This window comes from Nocardia pseudobrasiliensis NBRC 108224, assembly GCF_001613105.1.
Classification (GTDB): domain Bacteria; phylum Actinomycetota; class Actinomycetes; order Mycobacteriales; family Mycobacteriaceae; genus Nocardia; species Nocardia pseudobrasiliensis.
In genome coordinates this window covers 191,281-205,414 of sequence record NZ_BDBS01000001.1, presented here as the reverse complement: position 1 = coordinate 205,414, position 14,134 = coordinate 191,281, and the positions used below count along the sequence as shown (strand labels likewise).

Sequence of the window (14,134 nt, the reverse complement as noted above, 5' to 3'; positions counted from 1 at the left end):
GCGCGTGCGGCGGCATTCTGTCACACGTTCTAGAAATGGAGGTACGCATGAGCACCCCGGGTGAACTGGTCACCGCATTCTGCGCCGAATGGGGCAGCGGGACACCGGAATCCATTGCCGAGTACTTCAGTGACGACGCCGTCTACCACAACGTCCCGATGGCCCCGCTGGCCGGGAAACCGGCGATCCTGGAGTTCCTGCACGGCTTCCTCGGCAACTTCGGCAATATCGACTTCACCGTTCACCATCAGGCCGAGGTCGGCGCGATGGTGCTCAACGAGCGCACCGATCGCTTCGTCATCGGCGACAACAAGGTCGAGTTGCCCGTGATGGGCGCCTTCGAGGTCCGCGACGGCAAGATCGTCGCCTGGCGGGACTATTTCGATATGGCACCGTTCAACGCGATGAGTGCCGGATAGGGCTCGGCCCGACGGCGGGCCGCGTCCGGATCGGGTACCGCCGCCAGCAGCGCGCGGGTGTAATCGTCGGCCGGTGTGGTGAATACCGCTGCCGCCGTGCCGGATTCGACGATCGAACCGTCGCGCAGCACCACCACCCGATCGGCCACCCGGTGCACCACGGCGAGATCGTGACTGATGAACAGGCAGGCGAAGCCGTACTCCGCGCGCAGATCGGCGAACAGTTCCAGCACCTGGGCCTGCACCGATACGTCGAGGGCGCTGGTCGGCTCGTCGGCCACCAGCACTCGCGGCGCGAGGGCGAGCGCGCGGGCCAGAACCACGCGCTGGCGCTGACCGCCGGACAGCTCCGCGGGACGACGCCGCGCGAATTCTCTTGGCAGGCGCACCGATTCGAGCAGATCGCCGACCTTGGCCCGCATCAGCGAACCCGTCGCCACCCGATGCACGACCAGCGGCTCCCCGATGGATTCCTCGACGGTGCGCCGCGGATCCAGCGCCGCGGTGACATCCTGCTGCACCAGGGCGACATGTTTGCGGATCGCGCGCAGTTCTCGCGCGGACAGCCCGGTCAGCGAGGTGCCGCCGAGCACGACCTCACCCGCCGTGGCGGCCACCAACCCGAGCGCGGCCCGACCCAGGGTGCTTTTCCCCGAACCGGATTCGCCGACCAGTCCGATCACCTCGCGTGGACCCAACGTCAACGACACCCCGCGCAGCGCCGGGAACCGCCGCCCGCGTTGGCGATAGACCACCTCCAGTCCGCGAACCTCGAGTGCCGCATCCGCGCTGGCCTCGATCTCCGACTCCGTTGCCCCGGAACAGGATTCGGGCAATCGCGGCACGGCCGCCAGCAGCGTCCGGGTATAGGCCGCCCGCGGCGCGGTGAACAGCCCGTGCACCGGCTGCTGCTCGACCACCCGACCCCCGCGCAATACCACCACCCGATCGGCGATCTCGGCGACCACACCCAGATTGTGGGTGATGAACAGCACCGCGGTTCCCTTGCGCCGCCGCAGATCCCGCAGCAGATCGAGTATCTCGGCCTGCACCGTGACATCCAGCGCAGTGGTCGGCTCGTCCGCGATCAGCAGATCCGGCTCGCCCGACAGCGCCAGCGCGATGACCACCCGCTGCTTCTGCCCGCCCGACAGCTGATGCGGATACCAGTCGACGCGACGCCGCGGTTCGGGAATATCGACCAGCTCCAGCAGCTCCACCGCGCGAGTTCTGGCTTGCTCCTTGGTAATTCGACCGCGTGCACGCAGGGCCTGGATCAGTTGCGTCCCGATCTTCTGCACCGGGTTCAGCGCGGTCTGCGGATCCTGGAACACCATGGCCGCCCGAGCGCCGCGCAGCGCGCGCAGTTGCTCCGCACCGGCGCCGATGATCTCCACGCCGTCGAGTAGCACCGAGCCGGTCGCCCGCGCCCCCTCGGGCAGCAGCCCGAGCACCGATCGCGCGGTCAACGACTTCCCCGACCCCGACTCCCCCACCAGCGCAACCACTTCCCCGCGCCGTACCCGCAGCGCGATGTGGTCGACGACCGCGCGGTCCCCGAAGCGCACCGACAGGTCCCGGATGTCGAGGACGATATCGGTCGCGCTCATGAGATCCTCCTCGCCCGACCCAGGGCCTGTGCGATCAACAGGAATCCGAGGGTCAGCCCGGCGACCACCGCCAGCGGCCCCACGGCGAACGCCGGATTGGCGTCCAGATTCGGAATCGACTCGGCGATGATGGACCCCAGCGACGGCTGTGGCGGACGTACCCCGATACCGATGAAACTCATCGCGCCTTCCAGAAATACCGCCAGCGACATCGACAGCGCCAACTGCACCGCCAGCGGCTCGATCGCATTGGGCAGCACATGCTTTCGCAACGTCCACCACGGTCCCGCGCCGATCACCGTGGCGGCCTCGACGTAGGACTGTTCGCGCACCCGCAGCACCGCGGTGCGGATCTGCCGCCCGAACACCGGAACCTCGGCGGCGATGATCACGATGATCACCGCGTGGGCGCCAGGCCCGGTGATCGCCGACAGGGCGATGGCCAGAATCAACGCCGGAAACGCGAGGATGAGATCGAATACCCGCTGCGCCACCACATCCGCGGCCGGATGCCCCACCGCCAGCACGCCGATCGCCGTACCGAGCAGCGCGCCCAGCGGCACGCCGACGAAGGCCACGAACAGATCTATTCGGATCCCGTGCAGCACCCGTGACAGCACATCGCGGTTCAGATGATCGGTGCCCAGCCAGTGGTCGGCACTCGGTCCCACCAGATTCGCGCCCGCGATCTGTGTCAGCGGATCGTATTTCGTCAGCACGCCCGCGAGCAGACCCGCCGCCGCGATTCCCACGACCAGCGCCACACCCAGCAGCCCCTGCCCGCGCAGAAACGTACGCCACAGCGAATCACGCTGTACCGGTTCGGTATCCACGATAATCACGACGGCGCTCCGATCCTGATGCGCGGATCCAACCAGGCCTGCACCAGATCGGTGAGCAACTGGATCGCGACGAATACCGCGACCGATACCAGCAGCACGACCTGCACCACCGGATAGTCGCGGCGGCTGATGCCCTGTTCGATCAACTGCCCCAGCCCCGGCCAGGCGAAGGTGGCCTCGACCAGCACCGCACCGCCGAGCAGCTGCCCGGCCTGCAGGCCCAGCGCGGTCACCACCGAGGGCAGCGCATTGCGCAGCGCGACGCGAATCACGATCTGCCCGTGCGGAATTCCCGCCGCGGTCGCGGTCAGCACATAGGGTTTGCCCAATTCGGTGCGCAGCGCCTCGGTCAGGAATCGGGTCAGCGCCGCCGATACCGGCAGCGCCAGGCAGATCGCGGGTAGCAGCAGGTACTGCACCGCGATATCGGGCCGGGCGATGAAGCCGTCCGGCGGAACACCCCCGGCGGGCAGGATCGGCAGCGCGATCGCGAACACCAGCACCAGCAGCACACTGGTGACAAAGGTCGGCACCGCGACCGCGACCGTATTGACCGCCGCCACAACGGCGTTCAGCCACCGGTTCGGTCGCAGGACGGACGCGATGGATACCGTCAGCGCGACCGCCGCCGCCAGCAGCAGCGCCGCCAGCGTGAGCACCGCGGTATTGCGCAGGCCGTCGGTCACCAGATCCGAGATCCGTCCGCCGATCACATAGGAGCGACCCAGATCGAGCCGGAACAGATCCCCTACCCAGCTCAGATACTGCGCCGGAATCGAGCGGTCCAGGCCGAGCTGATGCCGGATCGCCGCGACGGTTTCGGGCGTGGCGTCCGCTCCGGCCAGGGCGGTCGCCGGATCGCCCGGGACCCAGCGCAACAGCAGGAAGATCAGCGCCGACGCGGCGAACAGCACGAGCGCCGCGGAGGGTATGCGGCGCAGCAGATATCGGGTCATGCCAGAAATGCCTCGGTGAGTAGGAGTTCGCGTCGCTTGGTCCAAGCCACCCCGTGCACGCGGCGCGCGGCCGCGAATTGCTGGAGTTTGGCGCAGATCTCGATGAGGAACAGCCCGTCGAGCAGTTGATCGCTGAGCGCGCCGTAGGCCCGCGCGACATCGGCCCCGGGCGGAATCCTCCACGCGGTGTCGGCCGCGCCGACATAGGCCGCGGATTCGTAGTGCGAGGAGTTCTTGCGCGCGTTGAACGGATACGCGCTCACCGTCAGCGTGGACGGCACGAACTGCGCCCACGAGTGGTCGGCCAGCCACAGGCCCGGATACTGACCGCCGATCAGCTTCTTCACCGCCACCGACGGTTCGGTGGGATCGAGGGTGACCTCGATGCCGACCTCGGCGAGGTTGGCCTGCACGATCTGCGCGACCGCCTGGTACGCGCCGACATCGGTGCCGTAGGACAGCGGCAGGACGGGCGGTTTCCCGGCCGCCGCCACCAGTGCCCTCGCCTTGGCCACATCGCGGGCATAGCGGGTGTTGCGCGCCTGATCGAAGGCCGGTGAGCTCCGCGGCCACGGCAGGTTCAGCGGATAGCCGACGCCACGGAACACCTCGGCGACGACGCGTTCGCGGTCCAGAGCGTAGGCGACGGCCCGGCGCAGCCGCACATCGGCCAGCGCCGGATTGCTCACATTCGCGCCGACATACATCTGCAGTTCGGCGCCGTCGAGGTTGATCGTTTTGAACGCCGCTGTGCGAGAGAGGTTTTCGGTGTCGCGGTAGTTGAGTCCGTTGGCCAGCGCAACCCGGCCCGAGCGCAGCGAGTTGAGCAGCGCCTGGCTGTCGGGGATGACCAGCACCTCGACCCGGTCCAGATACGGCCGCTCCGGTATGCGGTAGTGCTCGTTGCGCTCGAAGACGATGCGGGTGTTGGGATCTCGTTCGACCAATCGGAACGGCCCGGTGCCGACGTATTTCGCGCCGGTGGGCAGTTGTTCGGCGCTCTCGCGGTCGAGTATCGGCACGGTGTCGAGCAGATCGAAGATATTGCCCAGCGGGTGGGCGAAGCGCAGAACCAGGCGATGCGGTGTGGGCGCGGTGAATTCGGTGATCGCGGCCGCCGTACTTTTCAGCTGACCCGACCACTTCGGATCGGCGTAGGTGCGCAGCGAGAATTCGACATCGGCGGCGGCGAACGGACGGCCGCTGTGGAAGGCCACATCGTCGCGCAGTTCCAGTTCCAGCGACAACCCGTCCGCCGCCAACTGCCACGACTTCGCGAGCGACGCGGCCGGTTCCAGTCGATCGTGTGGATAGCGCAGCAGCGTCTCGTACACCAGGCCGTTGACCAGCGGGGTAGCCCCGGTATTGGTGAGCAGGTTGGCGGGCACCAGATCGACCGGCGAACCGATCTTCAGCGTGCCGCCGCGCACGGGTGCGGCATTGTCGTCACCGGCGGCACGCTGCTGTCCGACCGCGGATTCGCAGGCGGTCAGCGCGCCCGCGCCCAGGGTCACCAGGGCCGCACGCAGGAAGTGCCGACGGTCGAGCCCGCCGAGGGGTGGAGTCATGAAGCGAAGATCCTTGCGAAATGCGAACGGTCGGTGGGCAGGCGTCAGCGACAGCGTCCGGAATCCATGGCGGCGAAGCTAACAGCCGGATCGGGGGTCGACACCGGTTGCGCGCATCCTGCGCGAAATTCTGGCGAATCGGACATGTCGCGGGTTTGACTGACGTACATGCCTGTGCCCGAATACGCCCGCGGATACGAGAACTTCACCGGACGGATCGGCCGCACCACGGCCGATTCCGCCCCGGCGTGGACCGAGCCGCCGACCGCGCCCGCGGGTGCGCCCAACATCATCGTGGTGCTGGTGGACGATATGGGTTACAGCGATATCGGGCCGTTCGGATCGGAGATCGAGACGCCGACCCTGAATCGTCTGGCGCAGCGTGGTATTCGGCTCACCAACTATCACACGACCCCGCTGTGCTCGCCGTCGCGCGCCGCGCTGCTGACCGGAATCAACTCCCACCGAGCCGGTTTCGGCTTCGTCGCCAATGCCGATCCGGGCTATCCGGGCCTGCGGCTGGAACTGGCCGACGATGTGCTGACGCTGCCGGAGATCCTGCGCGCGGGCGGCTACGCGACCTATGCCGTGGGCAAATGGCATCTGGTGCGAGACGCGACGATGAATCCTGCGGCACATCGTAATTCGTGGCCGACACAGCGCGGTTTCGATCGCTATTACGGATCGCTGGAGGGATTCAACTCCTTCTACTACCCCAATCAGATCATCTCGGACGGTTCGGTCGTCGACGTCGAGGAGTATCCGAGCGACTACTACGTCACCGACGACCTCACCGACAAGGCCATCTCGTATCTGAAGGAGCTGCGCGCCCACGACGGGGCCAAACCGTTCTTCCTGTACTTCGCCCACGTCGCCATGCACGGACCGCTGCAGGCCAAACGAGTCGACCTGGACAAGTATCGGGGCCGCTACGCCGAGGGCTGGGATCGCCTGCGGCGCGGCCGATTCGCCGCACAACTGGCCGCGGGCCTGTTCCCGGCGGGCACCGAACAGAAGCCGCGCAATACCGAGCCGGGATACGAAGCGCAGGAATGGGATTCGCTCACCCCTGAGGAGCAGGGCCGGTTCGCCCGCTACATGGAGGTGTACGCGGCCATGGTCGACAATATCGATCAGAATCTCGGACGGCTGCTCGATGTGGTCGAGAACTATGGCGAACTGGACAACACCATCGTCGTGTTCACCTCCGACAACGGTGGCACCGCCGAGGGCGGCCCGGTCGGAACCCGCAGCTATTTGGCCGAATTCGCCCATGTCGAGGATCCGGACTGGGTGGGCGACGTCCCGCACGACGAGGATCTGATCGGCACCGCGCGCCTGGGCGTGCACTATCCGCGCGGCTGGGGCCAAGCGTCGAATACCCCGTTCCGGTTCTACAAGGGGCAGACCTTCGCGGGCGGGGTGCGGGTGCCGTTCATCGTATCGTGGCCGAAGGGATTGCCCGCGAACGAGATTCGACGCGAATACGTCTATGTCACCGATCTCGCGCCGACCCTGCTGGAACTGGCGGGCATCGAGCGCCCCGGCGTACGGAACGGATTGCCCGCCAAGGACTTCGACGGCGTGTCCGCCGCCGAGGTGCTACGCGACGAGGCCGCGCGGTCGCGCCATGTCGAGCAGTATTCGGAGATGACCGGCCATCGCGGGTTCTACCGCGACGGCTGGAAGCTGCTCGCGCTGCACGAGCGCGGCGACGATGTCGACGATCCGCACTGGCAGCTGTTCGATGTCCGCAGCGATCCCACCGAACTGCACGACGTCGCCGCCCGGTATCCGGAGAAGGTGGCCGAACTGGCCCGGGCCTGGGACGAGGCGGCCTGGCGCAATACGGTCTTCCCACTGCTGACCCGCAAGGATCTGGCACAGCGGCGACCCGCCGAGGCGCGGCTGGGCGAGCCGCTGCGCATCCTGCCCGGCACCCCGACCCTCGAGCGCTACCGCTCCCAGCGCCTGATCGCCTACCGCGACTTCACGATCACCGCCGATCTGCACGGTTACCGCCCGGGCGACGAGGGCGTACTGGTCGCACATGGCGATCCACAGGGCGGCTATCTGCTCTATGTCGAGAACGGTCGAATCGTGTTCGGAATCAACAGCTACGGCCGCTATGCCGAATCCTCGGCCCCGATCGCGCCCGGCGCGCGACGCATTACCGTCACCGCGGCCGTGCGCCCGCGACTGCGGTGGGATTTCACCCTCGACATCGACGGCGAGCCGGTGGCCGAACTGTTCGATCAGGTGCAATTGGTCGGCATGGCCCCCTGGACCGGCATCTCGGTCGGCCTCGACGCCCGCGGCCCGGTCTCCTGGGATCTGCGCGAGCGCCGCGGCGTCTTCCGCTACACCGGCGCTCTGCGGGCGATCACCTACACCCCGGGCTCGACGAAGGTTCCGGAGACGATTGTGCGCACCGTCGAGGCGCGGGCGGAACTCGTGGCCGAGTAGCGTTGACGTACTGTTCATGGTGGGTCTGCATGAGGTCCGCGGTTCGAGCGGGAGGGGTTGGGCGTGCTGGAGTCATTGCCCGCGATCGTGGCGGCGGCGGTATCGGCCGGCGCCGCGGCGGGGTTGAAGGACACGGCCACGCAGGTGGTCGCCGATGCCTACCGGAAACTGAAAACGATGATCGCGCACCGCTATCCGGCGGTGGATCTGGCTCCGGTGGAAGAACGGCCGGCCTCGCTGCCACGCCGGGCGGTTCTCGCCGAGGAACTGGAGGATGCCGGAGTCCTCGACGATGCCGAGTTGTTCTCCGCGGCACAGGAATTGATCGCGATCGTGCGCGCTCACGAAGCGTCGGTGGGCGCGGCGGTCAGCGTGGATCTGGAACGAATTCAGGCCGACGCCTTGCGCATCGGACAGATCGAATCGACCGGGACCGGGGTCCGGGTGGTCGACGGAACCATCGACGGCGCCATCGAAATCGTGAACGTACGAGCCGGTAGGCAGGATCCGCCGGACCCTCCGGCGGCGCGGCGGTAAGCCCCTCCACCCGTCTCGCACCCGCCGATTGCCGCGGGACATTCGTTCACCTTCATCGGTAATCGCGCCGAGAAGATCGCCGTCCATCTCGAATCCGACCGATCCGGTACCGGGAGGGCGGCTCCGGAACGTGTCGTAGTCGGACGTATCCCCGCGGAACCGGCATATTTCGTCGCCCGCGACCAATTGGACGAGCTGACCGAAAGCGTCACCGAAGCAACGGTTTCCGTGGTCGTCATCGGTATGCGCGGCGTGGGGAAAACCCAGCTGGCCGCCGCGTATACGCGCGCGGCTCTCACCGGCGGCGCCTACAGTCTGATCGGATGGATCAACGCCGAAACCGACGGCACACTGTTGGAAGGTTTAGCCAGCATCGCGGCCGATCTGGGTGTAGCCGATCCGCCCTGGTCTACGCGGGGCGACTCTCCGAGGCGATCCATCAGTTCGAGCAGGCCGTCGCCGGTCACGAATCCAGCCGGGAATCCGATGTTTTCGCCGCCATCCGCAACCGCCACAACCTGGCCATCGCCTACGGGTCGGCGGACAGAATCACCGATGCGATCGAATCCTTCGAACGGAGTCTCGTCGACCACGAACGCGTCCTCGGACTCGACCACTCCGACACTTTCTCCGCCCGAAGCCATCTCATCGCCGCTTACCGATCGGCGGGACGCCTCGCGGACGAAATCAATCTCGCGGAACGGCAGCTCGCCGAAAGTGAACGCGTCCACGGGCTCGTCGATCCAAAAACCCGGTACGCTCGCCAGTACCTCGCGAACTCCTACGAATTGGTGGGCCGACACGACGAGGCTTTCCACCTGCGCCAGCAGAACGGGGATTCCGCGGAAGATTGGTGGGCCAACTCTCCGGTGGCCGAAAGGTTGCGAGCCGTCGACGCGTACGGGATGAGTGGGCAGCCGCGGGAAACGGACCCCCGGCCCCGCCGTAGATGGCGGCAATGGTGGAAATCGTAGGCCGACGCGTGGACTCCGGCGCATGTCCGCGAGCGTCCCAACGATGTTCGGGCGGCCCGCGAACCGGTGTACTTCTAGTCATGACAGCGACAACCGCCTCCGCCACCGCCTCTTCCACCCTCGGCACCATCTCCCTGGTGGCCGCGACCATTTCCACCGCCCTGCTGGCCGGGGTCTACTACGCCTACGGCACCTCCGTCATGCTGGCGCTGCGCCAGGTCGACGATCGCACCTTCGTCGAGGTGATGAATCGCATCAACGTCGTGATCGTCAATCCCCTGTTCATGCTGAGCTTCCTGGGTTCGGTCGTGCTGACCGGAATCGCGGCGGCCCTGCATCTGCGTGGGGATCAGCGGCAGATCCTGTGGTGGGTGCTGGCCGCGCTGGCGCTCAATCTGATCAGCCTTTTCATCTCCTTCGGCGGCAATATCCCGCTCAACAATCAGCTCGCCGCCTTCACCGGGGACGACTTCGCGGGAATCCGGCACACCTTCGAAATGCCGTGGGTGCGGCTGAATATCGCCCGGGCGCTGGCCAATACCGGAGCGATCGCGTTCCTGGCCATGGCGCTTCGGGTGGCGCGTTGAATCCTTCCGACCAGGCCACGCCGCGGATACCACCGGTATCCGCGGCGCCGCGCTGTCAGTACGGCAGGGGCTTGTTGGCCGCGGCCCAAGCCTTTTCGGCATCGGAGCCGGTGGCGGGCGGCCAGAACCCGGCGATCATCCACAGATCGCGCGGGGACTCCTCGATATGGAATTCCCAGTGCAGCCCGCGATCGGCGGTATACGGGCGCAGGGTCGCGTCGAGGCGTTCGGTCATCGCCCGGCGGCGATCGGGATCCTCGACCTGGCGGGCCAGATGCCACACGACGATGCGCACGGTATCGCCGGAGGGCTCCCCGCCGACATACAGATTCGCGGCCTCGATCTCCTGGAACTGCACGACCACGTAGAACGCGGGCAGGCCGACGGCGGTGTAGATCGCGGTGATATCGGATGCGAGATTACGTTTGTCCGCGTCGGAGTAGGCGCCGACGGGATGGTGGATCTGCCACAGCGGCATGGTGACTACGCCTCGCTCTCAGCGATCGATGGTCAGGGCCAGGCCCTCGACCGGACCGGACAGGGCCGCCTTGACGTCACGGCTGAAATCGTCGACCAGCACCTCGGACTCGCCCCGCTCGACGCCCTCGAACACCGCTCGCGCGACCTGTTCCGGAACGAGTTTGTCCCCCGGGAACGCCTCGACCATCTCGGTATCGGCGAATCCCAGATGCACCCCGACCACCTGGGTCCCCTGTCCGGCCAACTCGAGACGCAGCGAATTGGTCATCGACCACAGCGCCGCCTTGGACGCGCCGTAGGCCGCCGCGCCCGCGCTCCACGACAGCACCGAATGAATGTCGACCAGCGCGCCGCCGCCATTGGCCGCGAGGATCGGCGCGAAGGTCCGGGCGATGCGCAGCGGGCCGAAGACATTGACCTCGAAGGTGTCGATCACATCGGCCATCTCGGTCAGCAGTAACGGCGCGGGATGCAGGACCCCGGCGTTGTTGACGACAATGCTCACATCGGTAGCCCGATCCGCCACGGCCGCAATGGAATCCGGGTCGGTCACCTCGAGCCGAAGGGTTTCCACGCGCGGATCCTCGCTCGCGATCGGACTGCGCGCTGTGGCGTAGATCTTGCTCGCGCCGCGGAGCAGGAGTTCGTCGACGAATGCGCGGCCCAGGCCGCGCTGCCCACCGGTCACCAGGGCGACCGCGCCTTCTACTTTGGTCATTTTTAGATTATGCTCATCATCTAAAGCGATGCGCAAGACTGTGCCGAGCGAATCCATCGAAAGGGGAGCACATGCCGAGGGCATCACGGGCACAGGCGGAATCACATCGCCGCGAGGTCCTCGACGCGGCGGCCGCGCAGGTGCGCACGCACGGTGCGCACGGGGTGAGCGTGCCGCAACTGATGGCCGCGGCGGGATTGACCCACGGCGGCTTCTATCGCCATTTCCGCAACAAGGAGGATCTGGTCGCCCAGGCGTGCACGGCCGCCTGCGCGGAGAAGTCGCGAGAACTGGCGGATATTCGCGCGGCCGGTCCGGATCCGGAGGCGGCACGGCGGCTGTTCCTCGAGCGGTATCTGTCGGTCGCGCACCGCGATCACCCCGGACAGGGATGCGGTCTGGCCGCACTCGCCGGGGATGTCGCGCGCGCCGAGGCCGAAAGTCCGCTGCGCCAAGCCTATCTCGACGGACTGCGCGAACTGGTCGACAATCTCGGCACCCTTGGTGAGCGTTCGGGCGATGAGGACGAACTGCTCGTCGAGGTCGCCCTGATGGCCGGGGCGCTCATGCTGGCCCGGGCCAGCGCCGGGGACGACCTGTCGGAGCGAATCCTACGGGCCGCCCGCGAGCGCCTGATATCTCAGCCCAGCTGAGCGGAGTCGATGAGGACCGGTTCGGCGGGCAGGCCATCGCGCGCACCGCGTTCGGTCGGGGTGATTCCGGCCGCGACCATGCGGTCCAGCACATCCATCCCGCTCACGACGCGGCCCAGTACAGAGTAATTGGCGGGTATGTGCGCGAACGAGTGCACGATGAAGAATTCGCTGCCGTTGGTGCCCGGTCCCTGATTGCCCATGGCGAGGGTGCCGCGCTCATAGGTTTCGGTGCCATCCACCTCGTCGGGGAAGGCGTAACCGGGCCCGCCCTTCTCCACCTCGTAGATGTCGCCGCACTGCAGCACGCCGAGGCGCTCACTGTCGGTGAGCCGCCAGCACTGGCTGCGGTCGTAGAAGTGTTGCAGCACAAGGCTGGTCATATTCTGCACCGCGCACGGCGCCGCGCCCGCCCGATCCAGTCGCACCGTGACCGGGCCCTGGCGGAATCGGAACGTGACATCGATCGTGCCGACGGCCGGGGCGATCGCGGGCGGGGCCATGACCGGCCGGGCCGCGGGATTCTCCGGCGTCGCGGTGAAATCGCACGTCACCAATGGTGGTTTCGCCTCGGCCGAACCCGCGGCTACCAGCAGCCCGGACAGGGAGACGACGACGGTGGAGAATACAGCGGCCCAGCGTGAACTCATGGCGAGCAACCTAGTCGATCTCGATATTCCTTCGCATCACTTTGCCGGTCGCATTGCGGGGCAAGGGCTTCGCGGTGATCGACCAGCGAGAGGGGACCTTGAAGTAGGCGAGCCGGTCGGCGACGAAGGCCCGCAGGTCGGCCTCGCTCACCGCATTCGGATCGGCGACGACCACCACCGCGGCCACCTCCTGGCCCAGATCCTCGTGCGCGACGCCCAGCACCGCGGATTCGATCACGGCCGGATGTTCGTCCAGGGCGTTCTCGATCTCGATGGGGTACACATTCTCCCCGCCGCGCAGGATCAGATCCGAGCGCCGACCCGACAGATGCAGTCGTCCATCGGTCACGGTGCCGAAATCGCCTGTGCGCAACCAACGTTCGGGGTCGATCGCGGCGGCCGTGGCGGCCGGATCGTTCCAGTAACCGAGCATCACGTACGCGCTGCGGACGTGGATCTCGCCCTCCACGCCGTCGGGCACGGGTTTGCCGTCGGGGTCGCGGATCTCCACCGAGACGCCGATGATGGGCCGCCCCACCGTCTCCGGATACGCGGCCAACTCCGCCGGGGCGGCCACCGTTGCGGCGGTGCCGCTTTCGGTGAGGCCATAGCTGGTGGCCAACGCGACCTGCGCGGCGGGCAACCGCTCGCGCAGGCGGCGATGGAAGGCGGGCGAGGAGGGTGCGGCATTGAGCGAGAAGGCCGTCAGCGCCGACAGGTCGTAGCGCGACAGATCGCCGTCGAGCAGGCGCGCGGCCATGGTCGGCACCGCGCCCCAGTTGGTGATCCGCTCCCGTTCCAGCAGGGCCAGCACCCGGTCGGCGTCGAAGGAGCCCTGATGGATGACGACCGTGGCCCCGGTCACCAGCCGGGGCACCACCAGATTGTGCAGACTCGCGATGTGGAACAGCGGTGAGGTGAGCAGGAATCGCTTGTCGCTGGGCCCATTTCCCGGCTGTTGACCGCGCACGGCGGCCGCGATGGCATCGGTGAACCGGTGATAGTCGCTGACGGCCACCAGATTTCGATGCGAATGCACCACGCCCTTGGGACGACCCGAGGTACCGCTGGTGTACAGGATCACCGCGGGATCGTCCTCGGCGATATCCGGGCGCGGTAGTCCGGGGCGGCCGGTGTAGGCCGCGATCAGCTCCGGCAGATCGGTTTCCATGGTGAGAACGGGCGGCGAATCCGGCAGCAGCGCGGCGCGTTTCGCATCGGCGACGACCACCGACGGGCTCGTATGATCCAGGCCGTAGGCGATTTCGGGCGGGGCCCACCAGGCGTTGTAGCCGACCGGGATCGCACCCAGCCGCAGGGCCGCCCAGAAGGTCACGACCCATTCGGGGGTGTTCGCGGCGAGAATGCCCACGCGGTCGCCCGGGCCCACGCCGAATCGTTCCGACAGCGCGTGCGCCAGGGCCTCGACCGCGGCGTGGTGTTCGGCGAAGCTCAGGCGGCGATCCTCGGCGACCAGGAAATCCTTGTCGCCCCAGGCGCGCGCGGCGTCGAGCAGTTCGAGCAGGCTGCGGTGGCGCTCGCGGCGCACCGGAATCGGCACGCCCAGTACGGGTTCCACCGTCAGCTCGAACGGGCCGCCGGGGCCGGTCAGGGCGGCGGCGGCCTGTGCGGCGATCGTCTGGGCGTCAACAGCATTGGTCATGGTCGTCCTCG

The 14,134-nt window shown here is 67.4% G+C and carries 14 protein-coding genes; 6 read left to right on the top strand and 8 right to left on the bottom strand.

Annotated elements, in window-relative coordinates:
- The first annotated feature begins 47 nt into the window (after window positions 1-47).
- Window positions 48-419 (top strand): limonene-1,2-epoxide hydrolase family protein, encoded by a 372-nt coding sequence (locus NP4_RS00955; protein WP_067990552.1) that lies wholly within the window; start codon window positions 48-50, stop codon window positions 417-419.
- Here NP4_RS00955 and NP4_RS00950 read toward each other — a convergent pair.
- The 4 genes from NP4_RS00950 to NP4_RS00935 are packed head-to-tail and all read right to left on the bottom strand — an operon-like array spanning window position 377 to window position 5,395.
- Complete coding sequence (locus tag NP4_RS00950) at window positions 377-2,029, bottom strand: dipeptide ABC transporter ATP-binding protein (protein WP_067990371.1); 1,653 nt, start codon at window positions 2,027-2,029, stop codon at window positions 377-379. The two genes, NP4_RS00955 and NP4_RS00950, sit on opposite strands and share 43 nt — an antisense overlap.
- Window positions 2,026-2,868 (bottom strand): ABC transporter permease, encoded by an 843-nt coding sequence (locus tag NP4_RS00945; protein ID WP_067990553.1) that lies wholly within the window; start codon window positions 2,866-2,868, stop codon window positions 2,026-2,028. Before NP4_RS00945 ends, NP4_RS00950 begins: the two co-directional genes overlap by 4 nt.
- On the bottom strand, window positions 2,868-3,827 hold the full coding sequence (locus NP4_RS00940; protein WP_067990368.1) for an ABC transporter permease: 960 nt from the start codon (window positions 3,825-3,827) through the stop codon (window positions 2,868-2,870). Before NP4_RS00940 ends, NP4_RS00945 begins: the two co-directional genes overlap by 1 nt.
- Entirely contained in the window at window positions 3,824-5,395 is a 1,572-nt protein-coding gene (locus NP4_RS00935; protein ID WP_067990365.1) for an ABC transporter substrate-binding protein, read from the bottom strand. The genes NP4_RS00940 and NP4_RS00935 overlap by 4 nt, the downstream gene beginning before the upstream one ends.
- 168 nt (window positions 5,396-5,563) lie before the next feature.
- On the opposite strand from NP4_RS00935, the gene NP4_RS00930 reads away from it, so the two are divergent.
- The 4 genes from NP4_RS00930 to NP4_RS00915 all read left to right on the top strand — a co-directional run bounded on the left by NP4_RS00930 (window position 5,564) and on the right by NP4_RS00915 (window position 9,959).
- Window positions 5,564-7,861 (top strand): arylsulfatase, encoded by a 2,298-nt coding sequence (locus tag NP4_RS00930; RefSeq protein ID WP_067990362.1) that lies wholly within the window; start codon window positions 5,564-5,566, stop codon window positions 7,859-7,861.
- 63 nt (window positions 7,862-7,924) lie between these two features.
- On the top strand, window positions 7,925-8,398 hold the full coding sequence (locus tag NP4_RS00925) for a Het-E N-terminal domain-containing protein (protein WP_067990359.1): 474 nt from the start codon (window positions 7,925-7,927) through the stop codon (window positions 8,396-8,398).
- 323 nt (window positions 8,399-8,721) lie between these two features.
- Complete coding sequence (locus tag NP4_RS43245; RefSeq protein ID WP_082875399.1) at window positions 8,722-9,372, top strand: tetratricopeptide repeat protein; 651 nt, start codon at window positions 8,722-8,724, stop codon at window positions 9,370-9,372.
- Between the two features lie 80 nt (window positions 9,373-9,452).
- Entirely contained in the window at window positions 9,453-9,959 is a 507-nt protein-coding gene (locus NP4_RS00915; protein WP_067990352.1) for an anthrone oxygenase family protein, read from the top strand.
- A 55-nt stretch (window positions 9,960-10,014) separates the two neighbouring features.
- On the opposite strand, the gene NP4_RS00910 is transcribed toward NP4_RS00915, so the two are convergent.
- Both NP4_RS00910 and NP4_RS00905 read right to left on the bottom strand, forming a co-directional pair.
- On the bottom strand, window positions 10,015-10,437 hold the full coding sequence (locus NP4_RS00910; protein ID WP_067990350.1) for a tautomerase family protein: 423 nt from the start codon (window positions 10,435-10,437) through the stop codon (window positions 10,015-10,017).
- Between the two features lie 18 nt (window positions 10,438-10,455).
- Window positions 10,456-11,157, bottom strand: coding sequence for an SDR family oxidoreductase (locus tag NP4_RS00905; RefSeq protein WP_067990347.1), 702 nt, complete (start codon window positions 11,155-11,157; stop codon window positions 10,456-10,458).
- A gap of 71 nt (window positions 11,158-11,228) precedes the next feature.
- Between NP4_RS00905 and NP4_RS00900 the strand changes: the two genes are divergently transcribed.
- Entirely contained in the window at window positions 11,229-11,810 is a 582-nt protein-coding gene (locus NP4_RS00900) for a TetR/AcrR family transcriptional regulator (RefSeq protein WP_067990344.1), read from the top strand.
- Here NP4_RS00900 and NP4_RS00895 read toward each other — a convergent pair.
- Window positions 11,798-12,460 (bottom strand): peptidylprolyl isomerase, encoded by a 663-nt coding sequence (locus NP4_RS00895; protein ID WP_067990342.1) that lies wholly within the window; start codon window positions 12,458-12,460, stop codon window positions 11,798-11,800. The two genes, NP4_RS00900 and NP4_RS00895, sit on opposite strands and share 13 nt — an antisense overlap.
- Before the next feature lie 10 nt (window positions 12,461-12,470).
- Window positions 12,471-14,123 carry a steroid-24-oyl-CoA synthetase gene (gene casG, locus NP4_RS00890; RefSeq protein ID WP_067990339.1) on the bottom strand — a complete coding sequence of 551 codons (1,653 nt, stop codon included), beginning with the start codon at window positions 14,121-14,123 and terminating at the stop codon, window positions 12,471-12,473.
- Between the last annotated feature and the right edge of the window lie 11 nt (window positions 14,124-14,134).

Bases quoted from the DNA above. Each gene is read 5' to 3' on its own strand.
- NP4_RS00955 (WP_067990552.1), top strand. From the start codon at position 48: ATGAGCACCCCGGGTGAACTGGTCACCGCATTCTGCGCCGAATGGGGC.
- NP4_RS00905 (WP_067990347.1), bottom strand. From the start codon at position 11,157: ATGACCAAAGTAGAAGGCGCGGTCGCCCTGGTGACCGGTGGGCAGCGC.
- NP4_RS43245 (WP_082875399.1), top strand. From the start codon at position 8,722: ATGGATCAACGCCGAAACCGACGGCACACTGTTGGAAGGTTTAGCCAG.
- NP4_RS00930 (WP_067990362.1), top strand. From the start codon at position 5,564: ATGCCTGTGCCCGAATACGCCCGCGGATACGAGAACTTCACCGGACGG.
- NP4_RS00935 (WP_067990365.1), bottom strand. From the start codon at position 5,395: ATGACTCCACCCCTCGGCGGGCTCGACCGTCGGCACTTCCTGCGTGCG.
- NP4_RS00940 (WP_067990368.1), bottom strand. From the start codon at position 3,827: ATGACCCGATATCTGCTGCGCCGCATACCCTCCGCGGCGCTCGTGCTG.
- NP4_RS00950 (WP_067990371.1), bottom strand. From the start codon at position 2,029: ATGAGCGCGACCGATATCGTCCTCGACATCCGGGACCTGTCGGTGCGC.
- NP4_RS00915 (WP_067990352.1), top strand. From the start codon at position 9,453: ATGACAGCGACAACCGCCTCCGCCACCGCCTCTTCCACCCTCGGCACC.
- NP4_RS00910 (WP_067990350.1), bottom strand. From the start codon at position 10,437: ATGCCGCTGTGGCAGATCCACCATCCCGTCGGCGCCTACTCCGACGCG.
- casG (WP_067990339.1), bottom strand. From the start codon at position 14,123: ATGACCAATGCTGTTGACGCCCAGACGATCGCCGCACAGGCCGCCGCC.
- NP4_RS00895 (WP_067990342.1), bottom strand. From the start codon at position 12,460: ATGAGTTCACGCTGGGCCGCTGTATTCTCCACCGTCGTCGTCTCCCTG.
- NP4_RS00900 (WP_067990344.1), top strand. From the start codon at position 11,229: ATGCCGAGGGCATCACGGGCACAGGCGGAATCACATCGCCGCGAGGTC.